At 66.3% G+C, this 18210-nt stretch carries 20 protein-coding genes and 1 pseudogene; 7 read left to right on the top strand and 14 right to left on the bottom strand.

Annotated elements, in window-relative coordinates; translation table 11 throughout:
• Positions 1–98: 98 nt before the first annotated feature.
• Complete coding sequence (locus CEX87_RS21895) at positions 99–602, bottom strand: Cif family virulence factor (protein WP_068201671.1); 504 nt, start codon at positions 600–602, stop codon at positions 99–101.
• Between the two features lie 265 nt (positions 603–867).
• Here CEX87_RS21895 and CEX87_RS21890 point away from each other — a divergent pair, with 265 nt between their 5' ends.
• Positions 868–1827, top strand: coding sequence for an alpha/beta hydrolase (locus tag CEX87_RS21890; protein WP_064418627.1), 960 nt, complete (start codon positions 868–870; stop codon positions 1825–1827).
• 25 nt (positions 1828–1852) lie between these two features.
• On the opposite strand, the gene CEX87_RS21885 is transcribed toward CEX87_RS21890, so the two are convergent.
• The gene (locus CEX87_RS21885; protein ID WP_369816266.1) at positions 1853–2293 is read right to left on the bottom strand and encodes an SRPBCC family protein; all 441 of its coding nucleotides are present in this window, start codon (positions 2291–2293) and stop codon (positions 1853–1855) included.
• A 118-nt stretch (positions 2294–2411) separates the two neighbouring features.
• Between CEX87_RS21885 and CEX87_RS21880 the strand changes: the two genes are divergently transcribed.
• Positions 2412–3293, top strand: coding sequence for a TIGR03854 family LLM class F420-dependent oxidoreductase (locus CEX87_RS21880; protein ID WP_064394152.1), 882 nt, complete (start codon positions 2412–2414; stop codon positions 3291–3293).
• Positions 3294–3311: 18 nt separating this feature from the next.
• Here the strand turns inward: CEX87_RS21880 and CEX87_RS21875 are convergent, their stop codons facing one another.
• Together CEX87_RS21875 and CEX87_RS21870 are read right to left on the bottom strand one after the other, a co-directional pair.
• Positions 3312–3656: a hypothetical protein gene (locus CEX87_RS21875; RefSeq protein WP_064393766.1), complete on the bottom strand. Its 345-nt coding sequence runs from the start codon at positions 3654–3656 to the stop codon at positions 3312–3314.
• A gap of 67 nt (positions 3657–3723) precedes the next feature.
• Positions 3724–3933 (bottom strand): hypothetical protein, encoded by a 210-nt coding sequence (locus CEX87_RS21870; protein ID WP_064418629.1) that lies wholly within the window; start codon positions 3931–3933, stop codon positions 3724–3726.
• 198 nt (positions 3934–4131) lie between these two features.
• On the opposite strand from CEX87_RS21870, the gene CEX87_RS21865 reads away from it, so the two are divergent.
• Positions 4132–5019, top strand: coding sequence for a cyclopropane mycolic acid synthase family methyltransferase (locus CEX87_RS21865; protein ID WP_064393768.1), 888 nt, complete (start codon positions 4132–4134; stop codon positions 5017–5019).
• Here CEX87_RS21865 and CEX87_RS21860 read toward each other — a convergent pair.
• The 3 genes from CEX87_RS21860 to CEX87_RS21845 form a co-directional block, all read right to left on the bottom strand.
• Complete coding sequence (locus CEX87_RS21860; protein ID WP_064418630.1) at positions 5016–5255, bottom strand: DUF1660 family phage protein; 240 nt, start codon at positions 5253–5255, stop codon at positions 5016–5018. The genes CEX87_RS21865 and CEX87_RS21860 overlap by 4 nt on opposite strands.
• A complete protein-coding gene (locus CEX87_RS21855; RefSeq protein ID WP_068201670.1) occupies positions 5252–7087 on the bottom strand; it encodes an MFS transporter in 1836 nt (611 codons plus the stop codon). The genes CEX87_RS21860 and CEX87_RS21855 overlap by 4 nt, the downstream gene beginning before the upstream one ends.
• 215 nt (positions 7088–7302) lie before the next feature.
• Positions 7303–7680: a thiol-disulfide oxidoreductase DCC family protein gene (locus CEX87_RS21845; RefSeq protein WP_064418632.1), complete on the bottom strand. Its 378-nt coding sequence runs from the start codon at positions 7678–7680 to the stop codon at positions 7303–7305.
• Between the two features lie 44 nt (positions 7681–7724).
• Here CEX87_RS21845 and CEX87_RS21840 point away from each other — a divergent pair, with 44 nt between their 5' ends.
• Positions 7725–8675 carry a threonine ammonia-lyase gene (locus tag CEX87_RS21840; RefSeq protein WP_068201668.1) on the top strand — a complete coding sequence of 317 codons (951 nt, stop codon included), beginning with the start codon at positions 7725–7727 and terminating at the stop codon, positions 8673–8675.
• A gap of 19 nt (positions 8676–8694) precedes the next feature.
• On the opposite strand, the gene CEX87_RS21835 is transcribed toward CEX87_RS21840, so the two are convergent.
• Positions 8695–10161: a peptide MFS transporter gene (locus CEX87_RS21835; protein ID WP_068201666.1), complete on the bottom strand. Its 1467-nt coding sequence runs from the start codon at positions 10159–10161 to the stop codon at positions 8695–8697.
• Between the two features lie 221 nt (positions 10162–10382).
• On the opposite strand from CEX87_RS21835, the gene CEX87_RS21830 reads away from it, so the two are divergent.
• On the top strand, positions 10383–11768 hold the full coding sequence (locus tag CEX87_RS21830) for a DUF7159 family protein (protein WP_082962259.1): 1386 nt from the start codon (positions 10383–10385) through the stop codon (positions 11766–11768).
• 328 nt (positions 11769–12096) lie between these two features.
• Complete coding sequence (locus tag CEX87_RS21825) at positions 12097–12828, top strand: L,D-transpeptidase (RefSeq protein ID WP_068201664.1); 732 nt, start codon at positions 12097–12099, stop codon at positions 12826–12828.
• Here CEX87_RS21825 and CEX87_RS21820 read toward each other — a convergent pair.
• The 5 genes and pseudogenes from CEX87_RS21820 to CEX87_RS21800 form a co-directional block, all read right to left on the bottom strand.
• On the bottom strand, positions 12825–13514 hold the full coding sequence (locus CEX87_RS21820) for a sterol desaturase family protein (protein WP_064393776.1): 690 nt from the start codon (positions 13512–13514) through the stop codon (positions 12825–12827). The two genes, CEX87_RS21825 and CEX87_RS21820, sit on opposite strands and share 4 nt — an antisense overlap.
• Positions 13511–14231 (bottom strand): annotated as a pseudogene (locus CEX87_RS21815) (FadR/GntR family transcriptional regulator). Before CEX87_RS21815 ends, CEX87_RS21820 begins: the two are co-directional and overlap by 4 nt.
• Positions 14232–14283: 52 nt before the next feature.
• The gene (locus CEX87_RS21810; protein ID WP_064418638.1) at positions 14284–14655 is read right to left on the bottom strand and encodes a nuclear transport factor 2 family protein; all 372 of its coding nucleotides are present in this window, start codon (positions 14653–14655) and stop codon (positions 14284–14286) included.
• Between the two features lie 11 nt (positions 14656–14666).
• Complete coding sequence (locus tag CEX87_RS21805) at positions 14667–15086, bottom strand: lipoprotein LpqH (protein ID WP_064425708.1); 420 nt, start codon at positions 15084–15086, stop codon at positions 14667–14669.
• A 200-nt stretch (positions 15087–15286) separates the two neighbouring features.
• Positions 15287–16063, bottom strand: coding sequence for a helix-turn-helix transcriptional regulator (locus CEX87_RS21800; RefSeq protein ID WP_064427751.1), 777 nt, complete (start codon positions 16061–16063; stop codon positions 15287–15289).
• 111 nt (positions 16064–16174) lie between these two features.
• On the opposite strand from CEX87_RS21800, the gene CEX87_RS21795 reads away from it, so the two are divergent.
• On the top strand, positions 16175–16462 hold the full coding sequence (locus tag CEX87_RS21795) for a hypothetical protein (protein ID WP_064418641.1): 288 nt from the start codon (positions 16175–16177) through the stop codon (positions 16460–16462).
• A 235-nt stretch (positions 16463–16697) separates the two neighbouring features.
• Here CEX87_RS21795 and CEX87_RS21790 read toward each other — a convergent pair whose 3' ends face one another.
• Positions 16698–17987 carry a cytochrome P450 gene (locus tag CEX87_RS21790; protein WP_064418642.1) on the bottom strand — a complete coding sequence of 430 codons (1290 nt, stop codon included), beginning with the start codon at positions 17985–17987 and terminating at the stop codon, positions 16698–16700.
• Between the last annotated feature and the right edge of the window lie 223 nt (positions 17988–18210).

Below are 18210 nucleotides of genomic sequence, written 5' to 3'. Positions count from 1 at the left end.
TGCGCGCCGAAGGTGGGCGGTGTCGCGGTGTCCACCCGCCCGAGGGTAGGCCGATTATTGACCGCAGAAGCCGAATCCCGAACACGTGGCCAAATGGATTATGACAACTGCCAGTTCATGTTCTTGGCGAACACGCGGGCGTCGTCGGAGATGGTGCCCAGTTCGTGACAGCGCTGGATGTAGCCCTGCACCATCACCAGGAAGTTCATCGGGTTGTAGGCGTCCTCTTCGTAGCTCCACTTCCCGTCGCCGGCGTACCTGAGAACGGTGATCACGGGGGTGCCGTGCACGCTGCCGTCGCCGGGATCCTTCATCGTGTTGACGTTGCGGTTGATCACCCAGCCCTTGTCGACGTCGATCGAGTACCACTCGACCGGATAAAAGGGCATCTCGCTGCCGGGGAACATGTTCATCGTCGAGACGATCCAGTCACGGATGGTCTCCCTGCCCGCCATGTTGCCGAGGGCATGTTCGACGTAGGTCGCGTCCTCGGTGAAGTGATCGGCATAGCTCGACCAGTCCCACGTCTTGCCGATGTCGACGACCGCGTCCTGATAGGCGTGAAACGCCTCGTCGATCTCCTCACGTGACCACTGACCCATTGCAGGCTCCTCGGCTCGCGGCGCAACTGGCATTGTTCTACCAAATGCGCCGGCCCCACCGGGGCGGATTGACCACACCGTCAAAGTCCGCATCTGCGAGCAGATCCTGTCTCACGCGGTTCGAGTACGCCTCGCCAAACCGACAGTTGGTTCCCAGAAGTCAAGCAGCACAAGGGAATCAATGCCGCAGCGACATCACGTCCGAGGCAAAGTCAATGCGTCGAACTCACATCGCGACCACGCTGGGCCGCGATAGTGTGCCCGCATGCCCCTCGGTATCGACGCCCAAGTGCTGGAGGAGATGGCACCGCTGCTTGCCGCGGTCGGCGACGTCGACCCCGCCCCTGTCGGCGATGTCGACTTACGGCGCGTCAACGGTCACCGGATGTTCGACACCGTCGCGGGCCAACGGGGGCCCGCCACCGGCGTGGAGGTCACGCGGCACTCGCTGACTACCGATGACGGGGCAACGCTGGCGCTCGGCTGGTATCAGCGGGCGGGGGAGCAGCCGGGCAGCGCCGCGCTGTACCTGCACGGCGGCGGAATGATTTTCGGCCTTGAACACGTCGGAAGCCTCTACGACCTCGCAGTGCGGGACTACGTAGCAGCCTCCGGGGTGCCGATGCTGATGGTCGACTACCGGGTCGCTCCCGAACACCCGCACCCCGTACCGGCCGAGGACTGCTATGAGGCACTGTGCTGGCTGGCCGGCAACGCTTCGACGCTCGGCATCGAACCCGACCGGGTCGCGGTCATGGGCGACAGCGCGGGCGGCGGCCTCGCCGCGGGTGTGTGCCTGCTGGCGCGCGACCGCGGCGGCCCGGCAGTCGCACAGCAGCTACTGATCTATCCGATGCTCGACGACCGCCCCGGGACACCGGATCCCGGCCTGCTGCCGTACCTGACGTGGACGTACGACGACAACGCCACCGGGTGGGGCGCACTGTTGGGTGAGGACGCCGGATCGGCCTCCGTGTCGCCGTACGCGGCACCTGCCCGAGCCACGGACCTGAGCGCACTTCCCGACACCTACATCGACGTGGGCGATCTCGACATCTTCCGGAAGGAAGACGTCGCCTATGCGACCCGACTGGCCGACGCCGGAGTGCCCACCGAACTGCATGTGTACCCGGGTTGCCCCCACGCGTTCGAGGCCCTGGCCAGAAACGCCGGCGTCTCGCAGCGGGCGATCAGCGATCGCGTCCGGCGCCTGCGCAGCCTGTAATCCGCTGGCGGACAACGTTTCCTGCTCAGCTACCCTCGGGCGCCTCGACCACCGCCTTGATGCGCTCGAGCGTCTTGCGCATGTCGCGGATGTTGCGCCTGCGCCGAAGCTGGCCTCCGAACACCGAGAACAGCTTCATCAGCAGCGAGTCGTTGAGCCGGAAAGACTCGGTGACCTCAGTACCGCCGTCGACGGGGGTGAGCCGGTAGTGCCAGTTGTTCACGGGCTTGTCTCCAATGAGCACCGCGAAGCCGAATTCCCGGTTCGGTTCGCAGGCCGTCACCTCACACGTCGTCCAGTAGACGGGCCCGATCTCGTTACGTTTGACGTGGCCCCGGAACCGGGCCCCCAGCGCGGGACCGGTGGCACCACCGAGCCACTCGGCCTCCATGACTTCGGGGGAGAATTTGCCGGTGTTTCGCACGTCGGCGATCAGGTCCCAGATCCGCTCCGCCGGCGCCGCCATCGACACCGTCACCGCTCCGTCCACCGTTTCCTCGCTCTCTGGCAAGCGTTTTCGAGAACCCTAGCGCCCCGTGCACCGACGCCGCCCCGAAAGCACGCGCAAGTACGATGTCGGCGACGTGAAAATTCGATTCGGGATCGGGCTCGGCGCCGACATCGGGCCGCAACAGCTGCCGGACATCGTCGACCAGCTGGAAGACACCGGCGTCGACTCGCTGTGGTTTTCCGAACTCGTGTACTCCGAGGCCGTCGATCCGTTCGTCGGAATGGCTTTCGCTCTGGCGCGCACCCGCAGCTTGAAGGTCGGTACGTCGGTCGCGGTGCTACCGGGACGGCACCCGGTGCTCGTCGCCAAGCAGCTGGCCTCACTCGCGGCGTTAGCGCCCAAACGGGTGCTCCCGGTCTTCGGGTTGCGGTCCGCCATCGCCGCAGAACGCGAGATCTTCGTGGTGCCCGACGGGGCGCGCGCCGCGGTGTTCGACGAGGCGCTGCGGCTGCTTCGTGCGGTGCTCGAACACGACGACGTCTCGTTCGACGGCGACTACTACACGGTCTCGTCGGCGGCGGTGGCACCCCGGCCCGTCAAGCCGCTCGACATCTGGCTGGGCGGGTCGGCCCCCGCCGCGTTCCGGCGTATCGGCCGCCTGGGCGACGGTTGGCTCGGCAGCTTCGTCACTCCCGCCGAGGCGCGTCGAGCCCGACAGGCGATCCAGCGCGCGGCCGAGGATGCCGGGCGAGAGGTCGAGCCGGACCACTTCGGCATCAACCTGGCCGTCGCCGACGGCGCAGCGTCGCCGCAGATGCTGGCGGCGATCAGCCGGCGCCGGCCCGATGTCGACCCCTCCGAGCTGATCGCCGACGGTTGGCCGCAGCTGCACCGGCAACTCGACGCCTACCTGGACGCCGGCCTGACCAAATTCGTCATCCGTCCAGCGGGGCGCATCGCGATGGCCGAATTCGTCGACCAGTTCGTCGTTGAGCTGCTCCCACGGCAGAACTGACCGTCGCCGTGCACCGCCTCATCGCGACGAGATGTCGCCGTACAGGTCGGGCCAGGGCGGGCGTCGCACCATCGCCACCCCGGCGAGCGCTGAGGTCACCAGCCCGACCAGGATTCCGGCCAGCGTGATGCGGGTCGCGTCGACCGCTGGTCGCCATACCGCATCGCCGTCCTTGATGACGAACACACCGGCCGGCCTGCTCGTCACCTTGACGTTCGGCTCACCGCCGCGCCTGGCTCGGCCGCGGACTTCAGCGACGGGGAGGACGGTGGTGCCGTCGGCTGTCTCGTAGGGCTCGCCGAAGACACGCGAGGCGTTGGGATCGAAGTCGAGGCTTTCGAGCAATTCCGGACGTAGATCCATGGCGTCATGCTTACTACCCGCAGGCGAGCGGGGCAGCGGATCTCGCGACGAGGCGCGACGCGGTGGGTTATTCCAGCGGCAGGTCGTCGTCGGGGATCGGCACCTCGATCGCCTGATCGACCAGATCAGCTTCGTTGGCGTCCCACGTGCGTTCGCGGGAGATCGCCGAGGCGTCCTGCCAGGTGTCCTGGTCGTCGGGGTACACCGGGGTGCGCTGGTCCGCCACGTCGGCTTCGGGAATGGCATCGCCGAACGCGAGGCCGTCAGGTGTGCTCATGATCGGTCTCCGTTCTCGTTGAGGGTTACCCGTATGGGGTCCAACTTTAGTGCGGACGACAGCCATGCGGCGATACACACGCTTGACCAGGGCAATGACGGCTGCATCCAGGTGCTGTGCGTAAACTGCCTGCGACGGGGGAGGCTCTCGAACCGTGCGGAGCTTCGACCTGACCCAATTCGACGCCAGGGGCTGACCGTGCCAGAAAAATCCACCGATACCGCCCAGGACCTCACACCGCATTTCGAGGATGTGCAGTCGCACTACGACTTGTCCGACGAGTTCTACCGGCTGTTCCTGGACCCGACACAGACCTACAGTTGTGCCTTTTTCGAGCGCGACGACATGACCCTCGAGGAAGCCCAGCTCGCCAAGATCGATCTTTCGCTGGGCAAGCTCGGCCTGCAACCGGGTATGACGCTGCTCGACATCGGATGCGGTTGGGGCGGGACGATCAAACGGGCGTTGGAGCGCTACGACGTCAACGTGGTGGGCCTGACGCTGAGCAAGAACCAGCAGGCCCACGTGCAGAAGGTGCTCGACGGCATCGACAGTCCCCGCAGCAAGCGGGTCCTGCTCCAGGGTTGGGAGCAGTTCCACGAACCGGTCGATCGCATCGTGTCGATCGGCGCGTTCGAGCACTTCGGCCGCGACCGCTACCCCGAGTTCTTCAAGATGGCGTACGACGCGCTGCCCGCCGACGGAGTGATGATGCTGCACACCATCGTCAAGCCCGACGATGAGGAGTTCGCGGAGCGCGGTCTGCCGCTGACCATGACCAAGCTCCGGTTCTTCAAATTCATCATGGACGAGATCTTCCCCGGCGGGGATCTGCCCCAGCCCGTCGCGGTCAAGAGGCACGCGACCCAAGCGGGATTCAAGGTGGGCCTGGTCCAGCCGTTGCGGTTGCACTACGCCCGCACGTTGGACCACTGGAGCGCCGCGCTCGAGGCCCACAAGGACGAGGCGATCGCGATTCAGTCCGAAGAGGTGTACGACCGGTACATGAAGTACCTGACCGGCTGCGCCGACCTGTTCCGCGAGGGCTACACCGACGTCTGTCAGTTCACCCTGACCAAGAGCTAACGCCGACGCAGTGCCCGCCACAGCCGCAACGGCAGCAGGCCGAGTAGTGGCGCGCGCTTCCCGAGGTCGTCGGTATCGCGTTTGTTGAACGCTTTGGCGTATCTGTGCGCGTCTTCGGCGGTGGCGTATTCCTTGGCGCCCTGCGCCTCACCACACCGCTCGCACTTCCACCGCATGATGCGGCCATCAGCGCGGAACGTCGGATTGTGCCCGAATATGCTGCAGCCCAAAGTCATTGCTGTGATGTTTCCGGTGGCATACCGACCTTGCCACGGGGATGTCGGGCGATTCGGTTCTCCGCCAACGCCGCCCGCATCGCCTTGCGGAACTCGCCGGGTCCCCAATACCGCGCACCGACCGCCCTGTGCAGTTCACGCACGGACATCGGTTCGTGCTCGCTCACCGCGCGCGCGATGGTTTCGATCTCGTGGTCGAGCGCCGACTCGGGCACACCGGGCGTCGGCGGCTCACGCCATGCCCCATACCAGCCCGCCGCCGGGCCGGGCCGGTAGCGCCGCGCCTGGCTGGCTGCCCGCTCACGTTCGGTGCGCTCGGCGATGCGCGCCTGGCGGGCCGCGCGTTCCTCGTCACGCTCCGAAGGCGCTTCGGACCTCTCCTCGTCTTCGTCGGCGGTCGTCAGCGGCATGGCGAGGTCTTCGAGTTTCTGACCTTCGGCCTTCACACCGAATATCAGCTCGACGACGCCCCCGACGGCCATCACCGCCGCCCCGATCAGGAAGCTGACCGCGACGAGCCCGCGATCGCCGGATTCGATCAGTTGGCCGAACAGTAGCGGTCCGGTGATACCGCCGATGGCCGTGCCGACCGCGTAGAAGAACGCGATCGCCAAAGCCCGCGTCTCCATGGGGAAAATCTCACTGACGGTGAGATATGCGGCGCTGGCTCCCGATGAGGCGAGGAAGAAGCACACACCGAGCACGGTCATGAAGACCCACACCCCGCCCGTCTGAGACACGAACAGCACGGTCAGCGCCACAGCCACGCTCGCCGAACCCAGATATGCGAACGCGATCATCGGTTTTCGGCCGATCGTGTCGAAGAACCGGCCGAGCAGGATCGGGCCGGCGAAGTTGCTCAACGCCCAGAGCGCGTAAAAGATCGGGACGGTGCCCGACGCAACATCGTAGAAACCACTCAGCAGGGTGCCCAGGTTGAACGTGAACGCGTTGTAGAGGAACGCCTGCCCGATGAACAGCGCGAGGCCGAGCACGGCCCGGCGGGGATACTTCGTGAAGGCCACGTGGGCAATCTCCCGGAAGGGAATCGCCTTGCGCTGACGCACGGTCAGCGTGCCCTCGGGTTCCTCGAGGGTCTGCCCAGTCTCGCGTTCGACCTCGCGCTCGATCTCGCCGACGATGCGTTCGGCTTCGTCCTCGCGACCGTGAATGAACAACCACCGCGGGCTTTCCGGGACGTTTCGCCGCACGACGAGAATCACGAGGCCAAAGACGGCGCCGATACCGAACGCGATGCGCCAACCGATGTCGGCCGGGAAGATCGCGGTGTTCAACAGCACCAGTGCGCCTGCCGCACCGCCGGCGGCGCCCAGCCAGTAGGAACCGTTGATGATCAGGTCGACGCGGCCACGGACACGCGCGGGGATCAACTCGTCGATTGCGGAGTTGATCGCGGCGTATTCACCGCCGATACCCGCGCCGGTGAAGAACCGCGCTATGTAGAAGTACCACGGCGCGAACGCGAAAGCCGTTGCCACCGTGGCGGCGAGGTAGACCGCGAGGGTGAGCAGGAACAGCTTCTTGCGGCCGAGCCGGTCGGTGAGCTGCCCGAAGAACAGCGCACCCAGGCATGCGCCGGTGATGTAAATCGCGGCGGCGATACCGATTTCACCTGCGGTCAACTCGATCCCGCTGCCGCTCTCGGTCAACCGAGAGGCGACGTTGCCGACCATGGTGACCTCGAGGCCGTCGAGGATCCACACCGCACCGAGTCCGATGACGACGCGCCAGTGGAATCGCGACCACGGCAACCGATCCAACCGGCTCGGAACCTGCGTGGTGATCGTGCCGGTTTGCACCCCAGAACTCATCGGCAGCCTCCTCGACCGTGGCCCAATCGGCTAGGGAGTACCCAACTTGCCGAAAAACATCCGGAGGCGGCCGAAGTCTCCCTCAGGCGAGGAGGCTTCGCTGAAGGAGCAGCGTGTCAAGCCATCGGTCGTGCTTGAATCCGACCGCGGTGAGCCGGCCGGCCTCGAGGAACCCGCGGCCGCGGTGCAACGCAGCCGAGGCGGCCGCATCGGCGTCAACAGCCGACAGGATGCGATTCGCAGTACGGCGTCGTACCCGGGAAGCGGTGGCGATGACTGGCGACATACCGGTACACCGCGTCCTGCAACGCACGGATCCCCGGGATCCGGTACACGAGAAGCGGGATCCGGGTTCCCAACGCGGCCGCCACCGCGGCGTTCACCGCCTGTGCGCCGTCGTACACATCGCCGGACCGGTCGTGCCACCGCGCGGCGTCGAGGATCTGTGACTGGGGGATGCCCAATCGCTCGGCGACGCCCTCGCCCTGCAGCGGCGCGGTTCGCAGACCACCCGTTCGGTTCATCTTCAGGATGAAGTAGACGGCGCGGGTGCACATCCCGCAGTTGCCGTCGAAGAACAAGGTTCCAGCCATATCGCCATTGTCTCTCCGGATTCCCTGCGGTGCACACTGGTGGGGTGGAATTGGTGACGCTCGACGACATCGAACAGGCGGCCGCGCGGATCCGGGCCTTCGTGCTGCGCACACCGCTGCTTCCCGCCCCGTGGGCCGGTGACGACGATCGGCCGTTGTGGGTCAAGCCCGAGAGCCTGCAGTCGATCGGGGCTTTCAAGGTGCGGGGTGCGTTCAATGCGATCGGCCACCTCGACGAATCCGTACGCACCAGGGGAGTGGTGGCATATTCGAGCGGGAACCACGCGCAGGCGGTGGCCTACGCGGCGGCGGTGTACGCGATACCCGCCCACATCGTGATGCCGCAGGAGACACCGGATGTGAAGGTGGCGGCCACTCGAAGCCATGGGGCGACGGTGGTGTTGTGCGGTGCGGGACAACGGGAACGGGTCGCCGCCGAGGTCGTCGAGGAGACCGGCGGTGTCCTGATACCGCCGTTCGACCACCCCGACATCATCGCCGGCCAGGGCACGATCGGGCTGGAGATCGCCGAGGATCTGCCGAGCGTCGACACCGTCCTGATACCCGTCAGCGGCGGCGGCCTCGCCTCGGGGATCGGGACGGCGATCAAGGCGATGTGCCCGAATGCCAAGGCGATCGGGGTCGAACCGGAACTGGCCGCCGACACCGCCCAGAGCCTGAGCGTCGGACATCGCGTCGACTGGTCCATCGAGGACCGCAACCGCACCATCGCCGACGGGTTACGCTCGCAACCTTCCGAATTGACGTTCGCCCACCTGCAACGGGTGCTCGATGACGTCGTCACCGTGACCGAAGACGAAATTCGTTCGGCGGTACGCGAACTCGCTCAACGTGCACACCTGGTGAGCGAACCGAGCGGGGCGGTCGCGCTGGCCGCCTACCGTAAAGGGCCGAGCCCGGCGGGCCGAACGGTCGTCGTCCTCTCCGGCGGCAACATCGAACCCGCCCTGTTGCAGGAGATTCTGGCCGGCTAGGCGTGCGGGGACGCCGCGATCAATGAACCCCCTCCATATGGCGGCTGATCCACGGCGCGAGCGCGAACACCACCACACCGGCGGCTACCGCGACCGCACCGATGATCCCGAAGTAAGCGAACTCGTGCGTCGCCTTGTAGTAACCGGCCAACACACCGGACATCGCCGTGCCGATACCGACCGAGAAGAAGTACAGCGCCATCATCTGGGCCCGGAACGCCTCGGGCGCAAGCTTTGTGGTCGCCGACAATCCGATCGGTGACAGCATCAGCTCGCTGATCGCGAACACCGCCATCACACCGACGATGTACAGCGCGGGCACCGCGCGGCCGGTCGTGCCCGCCATCGGCAGAAACAGCAGGAACGCCACGCCCATTCCGATCACGCCGTACGCGAACTTGCGCGGGGTGGTCGGGGCGCGGTCGCCGAGCCTGGTCCACATCGCCGCGAACAGCGGTGACAGCGTGATGATCCACACCGGTTCGATGGAACCGATCCAGTTCGACGGCGCGGTCCATCCGAAGATAGACCAGTTCATTCGCTCGTCGGAGTACACGGCGAGCACGGTGAAGATCTGCTGGAACAGCGACCAGAACACGGCGTTCGCCACGAACAGCGGGATGAACGCGCGCACCCTGACGCGTTCGACGGTCGTGACGTTGGCGCTTCTCAGCATCACGGCGAAATAAGTCACCGACGCCGCGACCAGGATGCCAGTCGTGACATGTGACAGGTTCGCCAGCGTCACCAAGCCCGTCGCGAACACCACCCAGATGACCACCGCTCCCGCCAGCGCGATGGCCGCCAGCCGACCGATTGCGCTGCGCGGCAGGGGATTCGGTATGTGACGGCCGTGGTCGCCAAGATTTCGACGGAAGACGACGTACTGTGCCAGGCCCAAGGCCATTCCGATCGCGGCGGCGCCGAATCCGTAGTGGAAGCCGACGTGGGTCTGCAGCAACCCGGTGATGAGCGGACCGACGAAGGCGCCGAGGTTGATACCGAGATAGAACAACGTGAATCCGCCGTCGCAGCGCGGGTCACCCTTGGCGTAGAGCGTGCCGAGTAGGGACGACGCGTTGGCCTTCAGCGCCCCCGAACCGAGAGCGACGAGCACCAGCCCGACGGTCACACCCGCCAGGTCGGGGATGACGGCCAGGGCGATGTGACCGAACATCACCACGACGCCGCCGTGGAAGACGGTGCGCTCCATGCCCAGGACCCGGTCAGCGATCCAACCGCCGAGCACGGTCGACAGGTAGACCAGTCCGCCGTACGCGCCGACGATGCCGGTGGCGGTGCTCTGCGGGAGCCCGAGGCCGCCCTCGGTCACCGAGTAATAGAGGTAGTAGCCAAGGATCGTCAGCATCCCGTAGAAGGAGAACCGCTCCCACAGCTCCACTCCGAACAGGTTCGCCAAGCCGATCGGGTGACCGAGTACCGTGCGACCGCTGGGCCCGCCCTGCGCCTGCTGGACTCCTGCCATGGGTCTTCACATTGCCACGGCGACGCGTGCGCCGCGCCCGATAGCGAACAATCGACCCGGCAAAGCTGTTCGGCCTTCTTTTGCAGGAGGTTCAGCGGCACAGCACATTTCGATTCTGGCCTGTGGCAGCAGCTTTCACCGCAGCGGCCACTCCCCGGGGAGCCGGCGCTGCGCCGTGCTGTTACGGTCACCCCGGTAAGTGGACGTCCGAAGGGGTATGAGTGGACGCCGTACTCGGCTTGTCGGTGACACCGTCGGCCGTCGGTCTTGTCCTCGTCGAAGGGCAGGGAGCCGACGGCGCAACCGTCGACCGCGAAGCCATTGAGATCCTGCCGACCCGCCGGTCGTCTCCGCGACACGCTTCCGATGAGGCCGCAGCCGCGGTGCTGCGCACCGAAGCGCTTGCCGCCAGCCGCGGTCACCGGTTGCACACCATCGGTGTGACGTGGAGCGACGACGCCCAAGCCGAAGCGTCGCTGCTCCTTCGATCGCTGCGCGAATGCGGGTTCGACAACGCGGTGGCGGTGCAACTGCCTGACGCGTCGGAGGCCTTGGCGTGGGGTGTGGCCGAGTTGATCGGCAACGAGGTCACCGCGGTGTGCGTGATCGAGTACGACGCGGTCATTGCGCTGGTCGTCAACACCCGCGAGGGGGCCGTGCAGACCGCGGTCAGCCACTCGATCGACAGCGAAGAATCGTTGATCCGCTGGTTGAACACGGTGTTCACCCGGGTCGACTGGCGGCCCGAGGCGTTGGTGCTGGTGGGGTCGGGCGCGGATCTGGACGCGATCATGCCCCGGCTGGAGACCGTGTTGTCGGTGCCGGTGTTCGCGCCCGCCGAAGCCGAGTTGGCCTTGGCGCGCGGCGCTGCGCTCGCGGCGGCCGACAGCGGTCCGCCGGCGTTCGAGACCGAGCAGCCGCTCGAGCGCGCAGGCAGGCGGCCTCGACGACAGCCCGCACATACCGGGCCGCTGGCCATGCTGGCCGCGGGGACGGTCACATTCGTCGTATCGGTCTCGGCGGCGATCAGCATGCAACTGGCGCCGGGCAAGGACACCACGCCCGCCGAGCCGAACCCGGCCGCGAAATCGTCGCCCGACATCGCGGCAGCGCCCGCGCCCCGCCCGGCCGTTACGCCTGTGCCCGCGGCACCACCCGCGCCGCCGCCGGCCGCGATTCCGGTGCCGCCGGAGGAACCGCCCGTGGCCGTCGTCGACGTCCCCGCAGCGGTGGAGGATCCGCTGCCCGCCGCACCGCCACCTGAAGCGCCCGTCGCACCGGCGCCCGTCGCGCCGGCGCCGGGAGCGCCGGCGCCGGGAGCGCCGGCGCTGCCGCCGGAATCGATGGCGCCCGGTCTGGTGCCTGCCGAGCCCACTCCGGTGCCCGAGCGCCGAGGCTGGTTGCAGCGGATCAGGGACCGGTTCTCCGACGTCGGCGACAACGACCCCGCGCTCCAACAGGCACCGGCACCTCCGCCCGTCGATCCCGCGTTGGCTCCACCGCCGAGGGCGCCGCTGCCTCCGCCACCGCCCGAGGCGGTCGCCGCTGCGCCGCCCGTGGACGTCGCACCCCCGGCCCCGGAACCCGCACCGCTGCCGCCCGGGTGACTCGCCGAGGGTCTACCCGACAATCCGGGACGCCACCCGCATAACGGCTATCGCAGCGATCAGGATGGCCCGACCCGGTTGCCGAACCGCGAACCGATGGTGTGCTGGGGGCACTGAACCCGTCTTCGGCGGGGATTTGCCAGCCGCCAACCGAATCACGACCTCGTCCGAGGCCGATCCGGTATGAAACGTTCTGAGCAGCGCGTTCGATAAGCGTGGGGAGTGGGTATCCGCCCGTGCTGCGACATGCGCGCGCGAGCCCGCCTTGCGATTGCCCGGGGAACTCCACGAGACGAATTAGGATAAAAGTGTGCTGAAGCTACGAAATATGCTCGCGGTGGCGAGCCTCGCGGTGCTCGCCGTGGTCTCCGCCCCGACTAGTTCAGCGGGCATCGCAACACCGAACGCAGTAGCCAGCATTCAGCCTGCCGGCCAGACGGTCGGTGTGGCGCACCCGATCACGGTGACGTTCAAGCAGCCCATCGCCGACCGGGCGGCCGCTGAGCGCACGTTCGGTGTCTCCGCGCCGACGATGCCGCTCGGAACCCAGCAGGGAACCTTCGCCTGGCCCGATGACCGTGTGCTGCAGTGGACTCCAGAGAAGTTCTTTCCGGCACATTCCACCATCACCGTGATGGCGGGCGATGCCAAGGCCAACTTCCAGACCGGCTCGGAGGTGCTCGCGGTCGCCGACATCGACGCCCATACCTTCACCGTCAGCGTCGACGGCGAAACCATGCGTGAGATGCCCGCATCGATGGGCAAGCCGGGCTTCGCGACACCCAAGGGATCGTTCACGGTGCTCGAGAAGCAGAGCCCGGTGATCATGGATTCCCGCACCATCGGCATTCCGCTGGACGATCCCGAAGGCTACAAGCTCACCGTCTACTACGCCGTCCGCATCAACTGGGGCGGCGTGTACGTGCACTCGGCACCCTGGTCGACGGGATCGCAGGGGTACGAGAACGTGAGCCACGGCTGCATCAATCTCAGTCCGGACAACGCGGCGTGGTACTACGACATGGTGAGCATCGGCGACCCGGTCATCGTCCAGGCTTAATCGCCGGGCGCACCGACCAATTGCGCATCGGCATGCAGGTTCTTCACGGTCGGTGAGTTCTGCACCGCGGCCGGGTCGGGACAGGTGCCGAGCACCCTGTCGGCAGTTCCCGAACTGGTCACGGTGAACCAGTAGTGCTCGTTCTTGAAGTGATGATGCCGGTGGTTGCGCCAGATCGCGCGATACAGAGCGGTTTTCGGTTTGTAGTCGCTGTGGATCAGGTAGTGCGTCCACTCGTAGACCAGCCCGAGAGTTCCGATACAGACGAGGTATGTCAGCCCCATACCCAACCGCGGGAACGCCAAGAGTCCGACCGCGACCGTCAACGGCAACACCCACGTGGCCAACGACTTCCACGGGATGAAGATCAACGGAACGTCGCGCGGATCGCTGTGGTGCGCGCGGTGCTCTCGCGCCAGCAGCGGGTCGACCGTCAACGAGCCCAGCCGTTTCGGCTTCCAGTGCAGAACGAAGACGTGGATGATCCACTCGAAGAACGGAAACAACGCGAGCATCACCACCGGCACCATCGCATCGGTGAGCTGCCAGTCGCCGACAGCGATACGGGCTATCACCGCGGCGACGAGGGTGGCGCCGATCATCCAGGGGGAGGGGTGTTTCCAGAATTGGCGCAGCGCATCGGTGAGCGTGAAGTCCTTGCGTGCGCGCCGTGCGGTCGTGGTCATCGTTGATCCTTCAGATTGTCGAGAGCGTCCAGTAGCGCAGCGGTCGCCGGTTCGAGGAGGTCCTGGGCGGCCCGCCGGGCGCGCGACGGATCGTGTGCGGTGATCGCGTCGGCCAACTCGCGGTATGCGTGTGGCCTTCCGACCTCTGCGGCCATCACGGTGGCCAGGGCGGGAAGCGCGGGTTCGTAGGTGGCTCGCAGCGTGTTGTACATCAGCCGGAACGCGATCGAGTCGGCCCCGTCGACGATGTGGTCCCAGAAGGCCAGGGCATGGCGTTGCTGCGCGACGGGATCGTCCTCGGTGTCCAGATCTCGCAGTGTCTGATCGAGCGCTTCAGCCAGAGCGGGACCGCTGCGTTCGGCGGCCAGTTCGGCGACCTTGGGCCCGTTGTGCAACCGCGTCTCCAGGATGCTCCTGACGACGGACAGGTCGAGTTCGCCGGCTCGAATGAGCAGCCGCGGAAGAAGATCCAGACCCGCGTGGCGCCGAAAGTCGCGCACGGTGGTTGCGTCACCCTGCCGCACCTCGACCAGGCCTGCTGCGGTGAGTCGCTTGAGCGCCTCCCGAACGGCGGGCCGGGAGACGCCGAGGACCTCGGCCAGCCTGCGCTCGCTGGGCAGGGACTCGCCGGGTTGCATCTGCCCGCTGAGCACCTCAAACGATCTGTTCGAACACGTCCTCGGGCACGGAGCGCCGATTAACCGGTTGCAGGGCCATGTGGCCAGCGTGCCACCGGACCGGACAGAGGTCAAGTGGTCAGACCAGTGGATCAGGCTCCCGCCAACCGCTCCTTCATCGTCTCGGCCAGGCTCAGGGTCGCCGACAACGGGCGCACCATCACGGTGAGCTCGCTGATGGCCCCATCCTCATCGGTTCGAACGAAATCGCAGCCTTCGATGTCCTTGTCGCCGACTTTCGCCTGGAACACCAGCGCGTGGTCCCGGGCGTCGGCCGCTCCGATCTCACGGACGTAACGGAAATCCTCGAAGACCTCCATCACCGCCGCGAGGATCGTTCGCAGCGCATCGCGCCCCTCGTATGGCGTGAAGACGACGGGGCTGCGGAACACGATGTCGTCGCGGCACAGCGCGATGACGGCGTCGAGATCCCCGGACTCGACCGCCCGACGAAATTCATGCACGACGCAGACCCTCAGCAGTTGGCTTCGATGCGGAAGGTGGCCGTCACCGCGTTACTCGGGTTGTCGGTGAACGAACCATCCGCCGACCCGGTGATGGTGAACGTGCCGCCGTCACCCTCGACCTCGGCCTCGCCGATGTTCCCCTGCCAGAAGTTGCCGGTGAAGCCGCCGAAGTCGTGGAAGGTCACCGATTCGACGGTGACCTTGTCTCCGGTGCCGACGCTGGCCGTGAAGCCTTTGTTCTCATCGGGGGTCTCGATCGTCCACAGCCACCCGGACTGGGTGCACGACACGGCGTGCGGTCCACCTGTGCTCTCGCCGTTGATGGTTACCTTCGCGGTCGTCCCACCGAGTGCCGCGGGCGGTGTGGAGCAGCCCGCGACCCCGGCACCGAGAATGACCGCGGCCGCCGCAACGAGTCGGATGTCCATGACGCCAGACTCTATTGGTGTTTGCGGCCGCATATGCGCGGTTCGGTCGACTACCGGTCCGGCGTGTTCCGGCCCTCGGCGGCCGGGGATACCCGTGTACCCGGAAATGGGCGGGACCGACAGCGCGATGCCGATCCGGTTGGTCGCGCCGATGAACGCGGCGATCGAGATGCCCTCCAGGATCCGATAATCGCCGGTTCTCACCGCAAAGCGGCGGCGGTGGCGTCGTCAGCGGGCAGGAACGCCTCGATCGAGAGCTCGGCGGCGGTGAGGTCGAGCGCGGTGCCGAACGTCGTCACGGTGGACAGGAAGCTCAACAGGCGCCCGTCGGGTGTGGCGAGCTCGAGCGGTACCGCCACGCTGCCCAGCTCCGATGAGCCGTCGGAACCGCCGGGGTAGGAGTCGATTTCAGCCAAGAGCGACGACAGCTCATCGGAGCCGCTGACCGCGACCTCACGCCGAAGGCGCTCGATGAGGTGATGCCGCCACTGCGCGAGGTTTCTGATCCTCGGCGCCAGGCCGTCGGGATGCAAGGCGATGCGCAGTGCGTTCGGTCGTTCGAGCAGTTCTGGTGCGACACCGTCCATCAGCACGCCGGCACCCTCGTTGGCCCGCACGATCTGCCATCGGCGGTCCACCACGACACACGGAAAAGGGTTGTAGGCGAACAGGACTCGATCGATACCGGCCCGGACTGCGGCCATGTCCGGGTCATCGAGGGACCGCTCGGGGTGCACCGGCGCCAAACCTGCCGCCATCAACAGCTGGTTCTGCTCACGACGCGGCACGTCGAGCACCTCGGCCAGCCGCAGCACCATCGTCCGGCTCGGCGTGGATCGTCCGGTCTCGATGAAGCTGACGTGCCGGGGCGACACATCGGCGGCGACGGCGAGATCAAGCTGGCTGAGCCGACGGCGACCACGCCACTGCTTCAACAGCGCACCGAACGTCTGGGTCTGCACAGCCGCGGAGGTCATGGTGGCCAGTGTGGCCGCCCCCACGCGCCCGGGCCACTACCTGGTAGGTAATTGCGCCGGTTACCTCAGGAGAGCAGCGTTGTCAGTGCCATCGAACAGAAGGAGGCAATCATGGCAGCGCTACCCGCGACGACGCCCATCCCGCGGTGGCTGCGTTTCGTGCTGATCTCCGACCGCGCCGGGTCGGCGTGGTACATCGGTGCCGGCTTCTTCTTCGCGCCCGTGCTGGTGATGCTGTCGCCGTGGCCTGCCGTCACCACCGCGCTCTGGATCGCCATCGGCGTCTTCGGGTTATGGCTGGGCCTGCTCGGCATCGCGATGGCGACCGGTCTGGCCCTGGTGCTGAAGTCGAACGGCGAGATACCGGAGGAGTACTGGCGCTCGATCATCGACTACTGATACGCAGTGGGGCCCGGACGGGACAGACCGTGGGGTAAGGCATGCCCCCGATGGACAACTCACGGTCCGGTCTTGCGAACAAGACCCGGCTTGGTAGTCGATCCCGTCCGGGTGGAACCAGACACCCGTCTCTTTCAGGTGCCGAACTGACGGTATCGATGCGCTGCGACCCGGCGCGTCCGCCGATCGGACCCTTCCCCGGTGGAAAGGTGTGTCCACCGATCGGGGGACGGCGTCACGGCGCGGGCTCGCTACGGGCGCCGACCGGCGCCCGACCACTGACGGCCGTGTCCGCGCCGACGTAGTCGACTTGCCAGTGTTTGATGCCGTTGAGCCAGCCGGACCGGAGCCGTTCGGGTGGGCTCAGCGGCCGCAGGTTCGGCATCTCGTCGGCGATCGCGTTGAAGATGAGGTCGATCGTCATACGGGCCAGGTTCGCACCGATGCAGTAGTGCGCACCCGTACCGCCGAATCCCACGTGCGGGTTGGGATCTCGCAGGATGTTGAAGGTGTAGGGGTCGTCGAAGACCTCTTCGTCGAAATTGGCCGACCGGTAGAACATGACAACCCGGTCGCCCTTCTTGATCCTCACACCGGACAGCTCGGTGTCCTCGAGCGCGGTGCGCTGAAACGACGTCACTGGGGTGGCCCAGCGCACGATCTCGTCGGCGGCGGTGACGGGTCGTTCCCGCTTGAAAAGCTCCCACTGGTCGGGGAATTCGGTGAACGCCATCATGCCTTGGGTGATCGAGTTCCGCGTCGTCTCGTTGCCCGCCACCGCCAGCAGGATGACGAAGAAGCCGAACTCGTCGTCCGTGAGTTTGTGCCCCTCGACGTCGGCCTGCACGAGCTTGGTGACCAGATCCTCGCCCGGGTTCTTGCTGCGCTCCGCGGCCATCTGCATGCCGTACATGATCAGCTCTACCGAAGCGGCGGTGGGGTCGTTGCGGGTGTACTCCGGATCCTGATCGCCCACCATCTGATTCGACCAATGGAACAGCTTCATCCGATCTTCCTGCGGCACACCCATCAGCCCCGCGATCGCCTGCAGTGGAAGCTCGGCCGATACCTGCTCGACGAAGTCGCCGGAGCCCTCGGCGGCGGCCGCCTTGACGATCTTGGCCGCGCGCTCGCGAAGTTCGGCGCGCAGGGATTCGACCGCGCGCGGGGTGAACGCACGCGAGACGATTTTGCGCAGATGCGTATGGTGCGGGGCGTCCTGATTGAGCAGGACAACCTTGCCGCCCTCGAGCGATTCGGGATCGGCCTCGTCACGATAGCGGGGAAGCGCGGTCTTCTTGTTACTGGAGAAGACGTCGCTGCGTCGCGAGATCTCCTTGACGTCCTTGTGCTTGGTGACCACCCAGAAACCGTCGTCCCCGAAGGCCAGGTTTCCTTTCGTCTGTTCGTTCCACCAGATCGGCGCCACCTTCCGTAGCTCGGCGAGTTCGTCGACCGGCAGGCGTTCGGCGTAGATATCTGGATCGGTGAAATCGAATCCGGGCGGAAGGTTCGGAGTCGGCATGGCTGCATCCCTCTATGACGTCGTCTAGTGCCCTCACCGCCTTGCTACACCACGGTCAAGGGCTGGTGAGGCGGGTTCGGGAAAGTCCAACGAAAAGAGAAGTGGAACGTGTTCTCTGCGGCGCGGAAATTGACCTCTTCGTCACGACGAGCACTCCTGTAACAATTCTGCGAAACTGTTCGAACCAACAGTGACGCCGTCGAAGGACCGTGCTCCGGTCTTT

It is taken from the genome of Mycobacterium lehmannii, assembly GCF_002245535.1.
GTDB classification, from domain to species: domain Bacteria; phylum Actinomycetota; class Actinomycetes; order Mycobacteriales; family Mycobacteriaceae; genus Mycobacterium; species Mycobacterium lehmannii.
The sequence above is the reverse complement of the archived record's forward strand: the minus strand, read 5'-3'. Positions and strand labels throughout refer to the sequence as shown.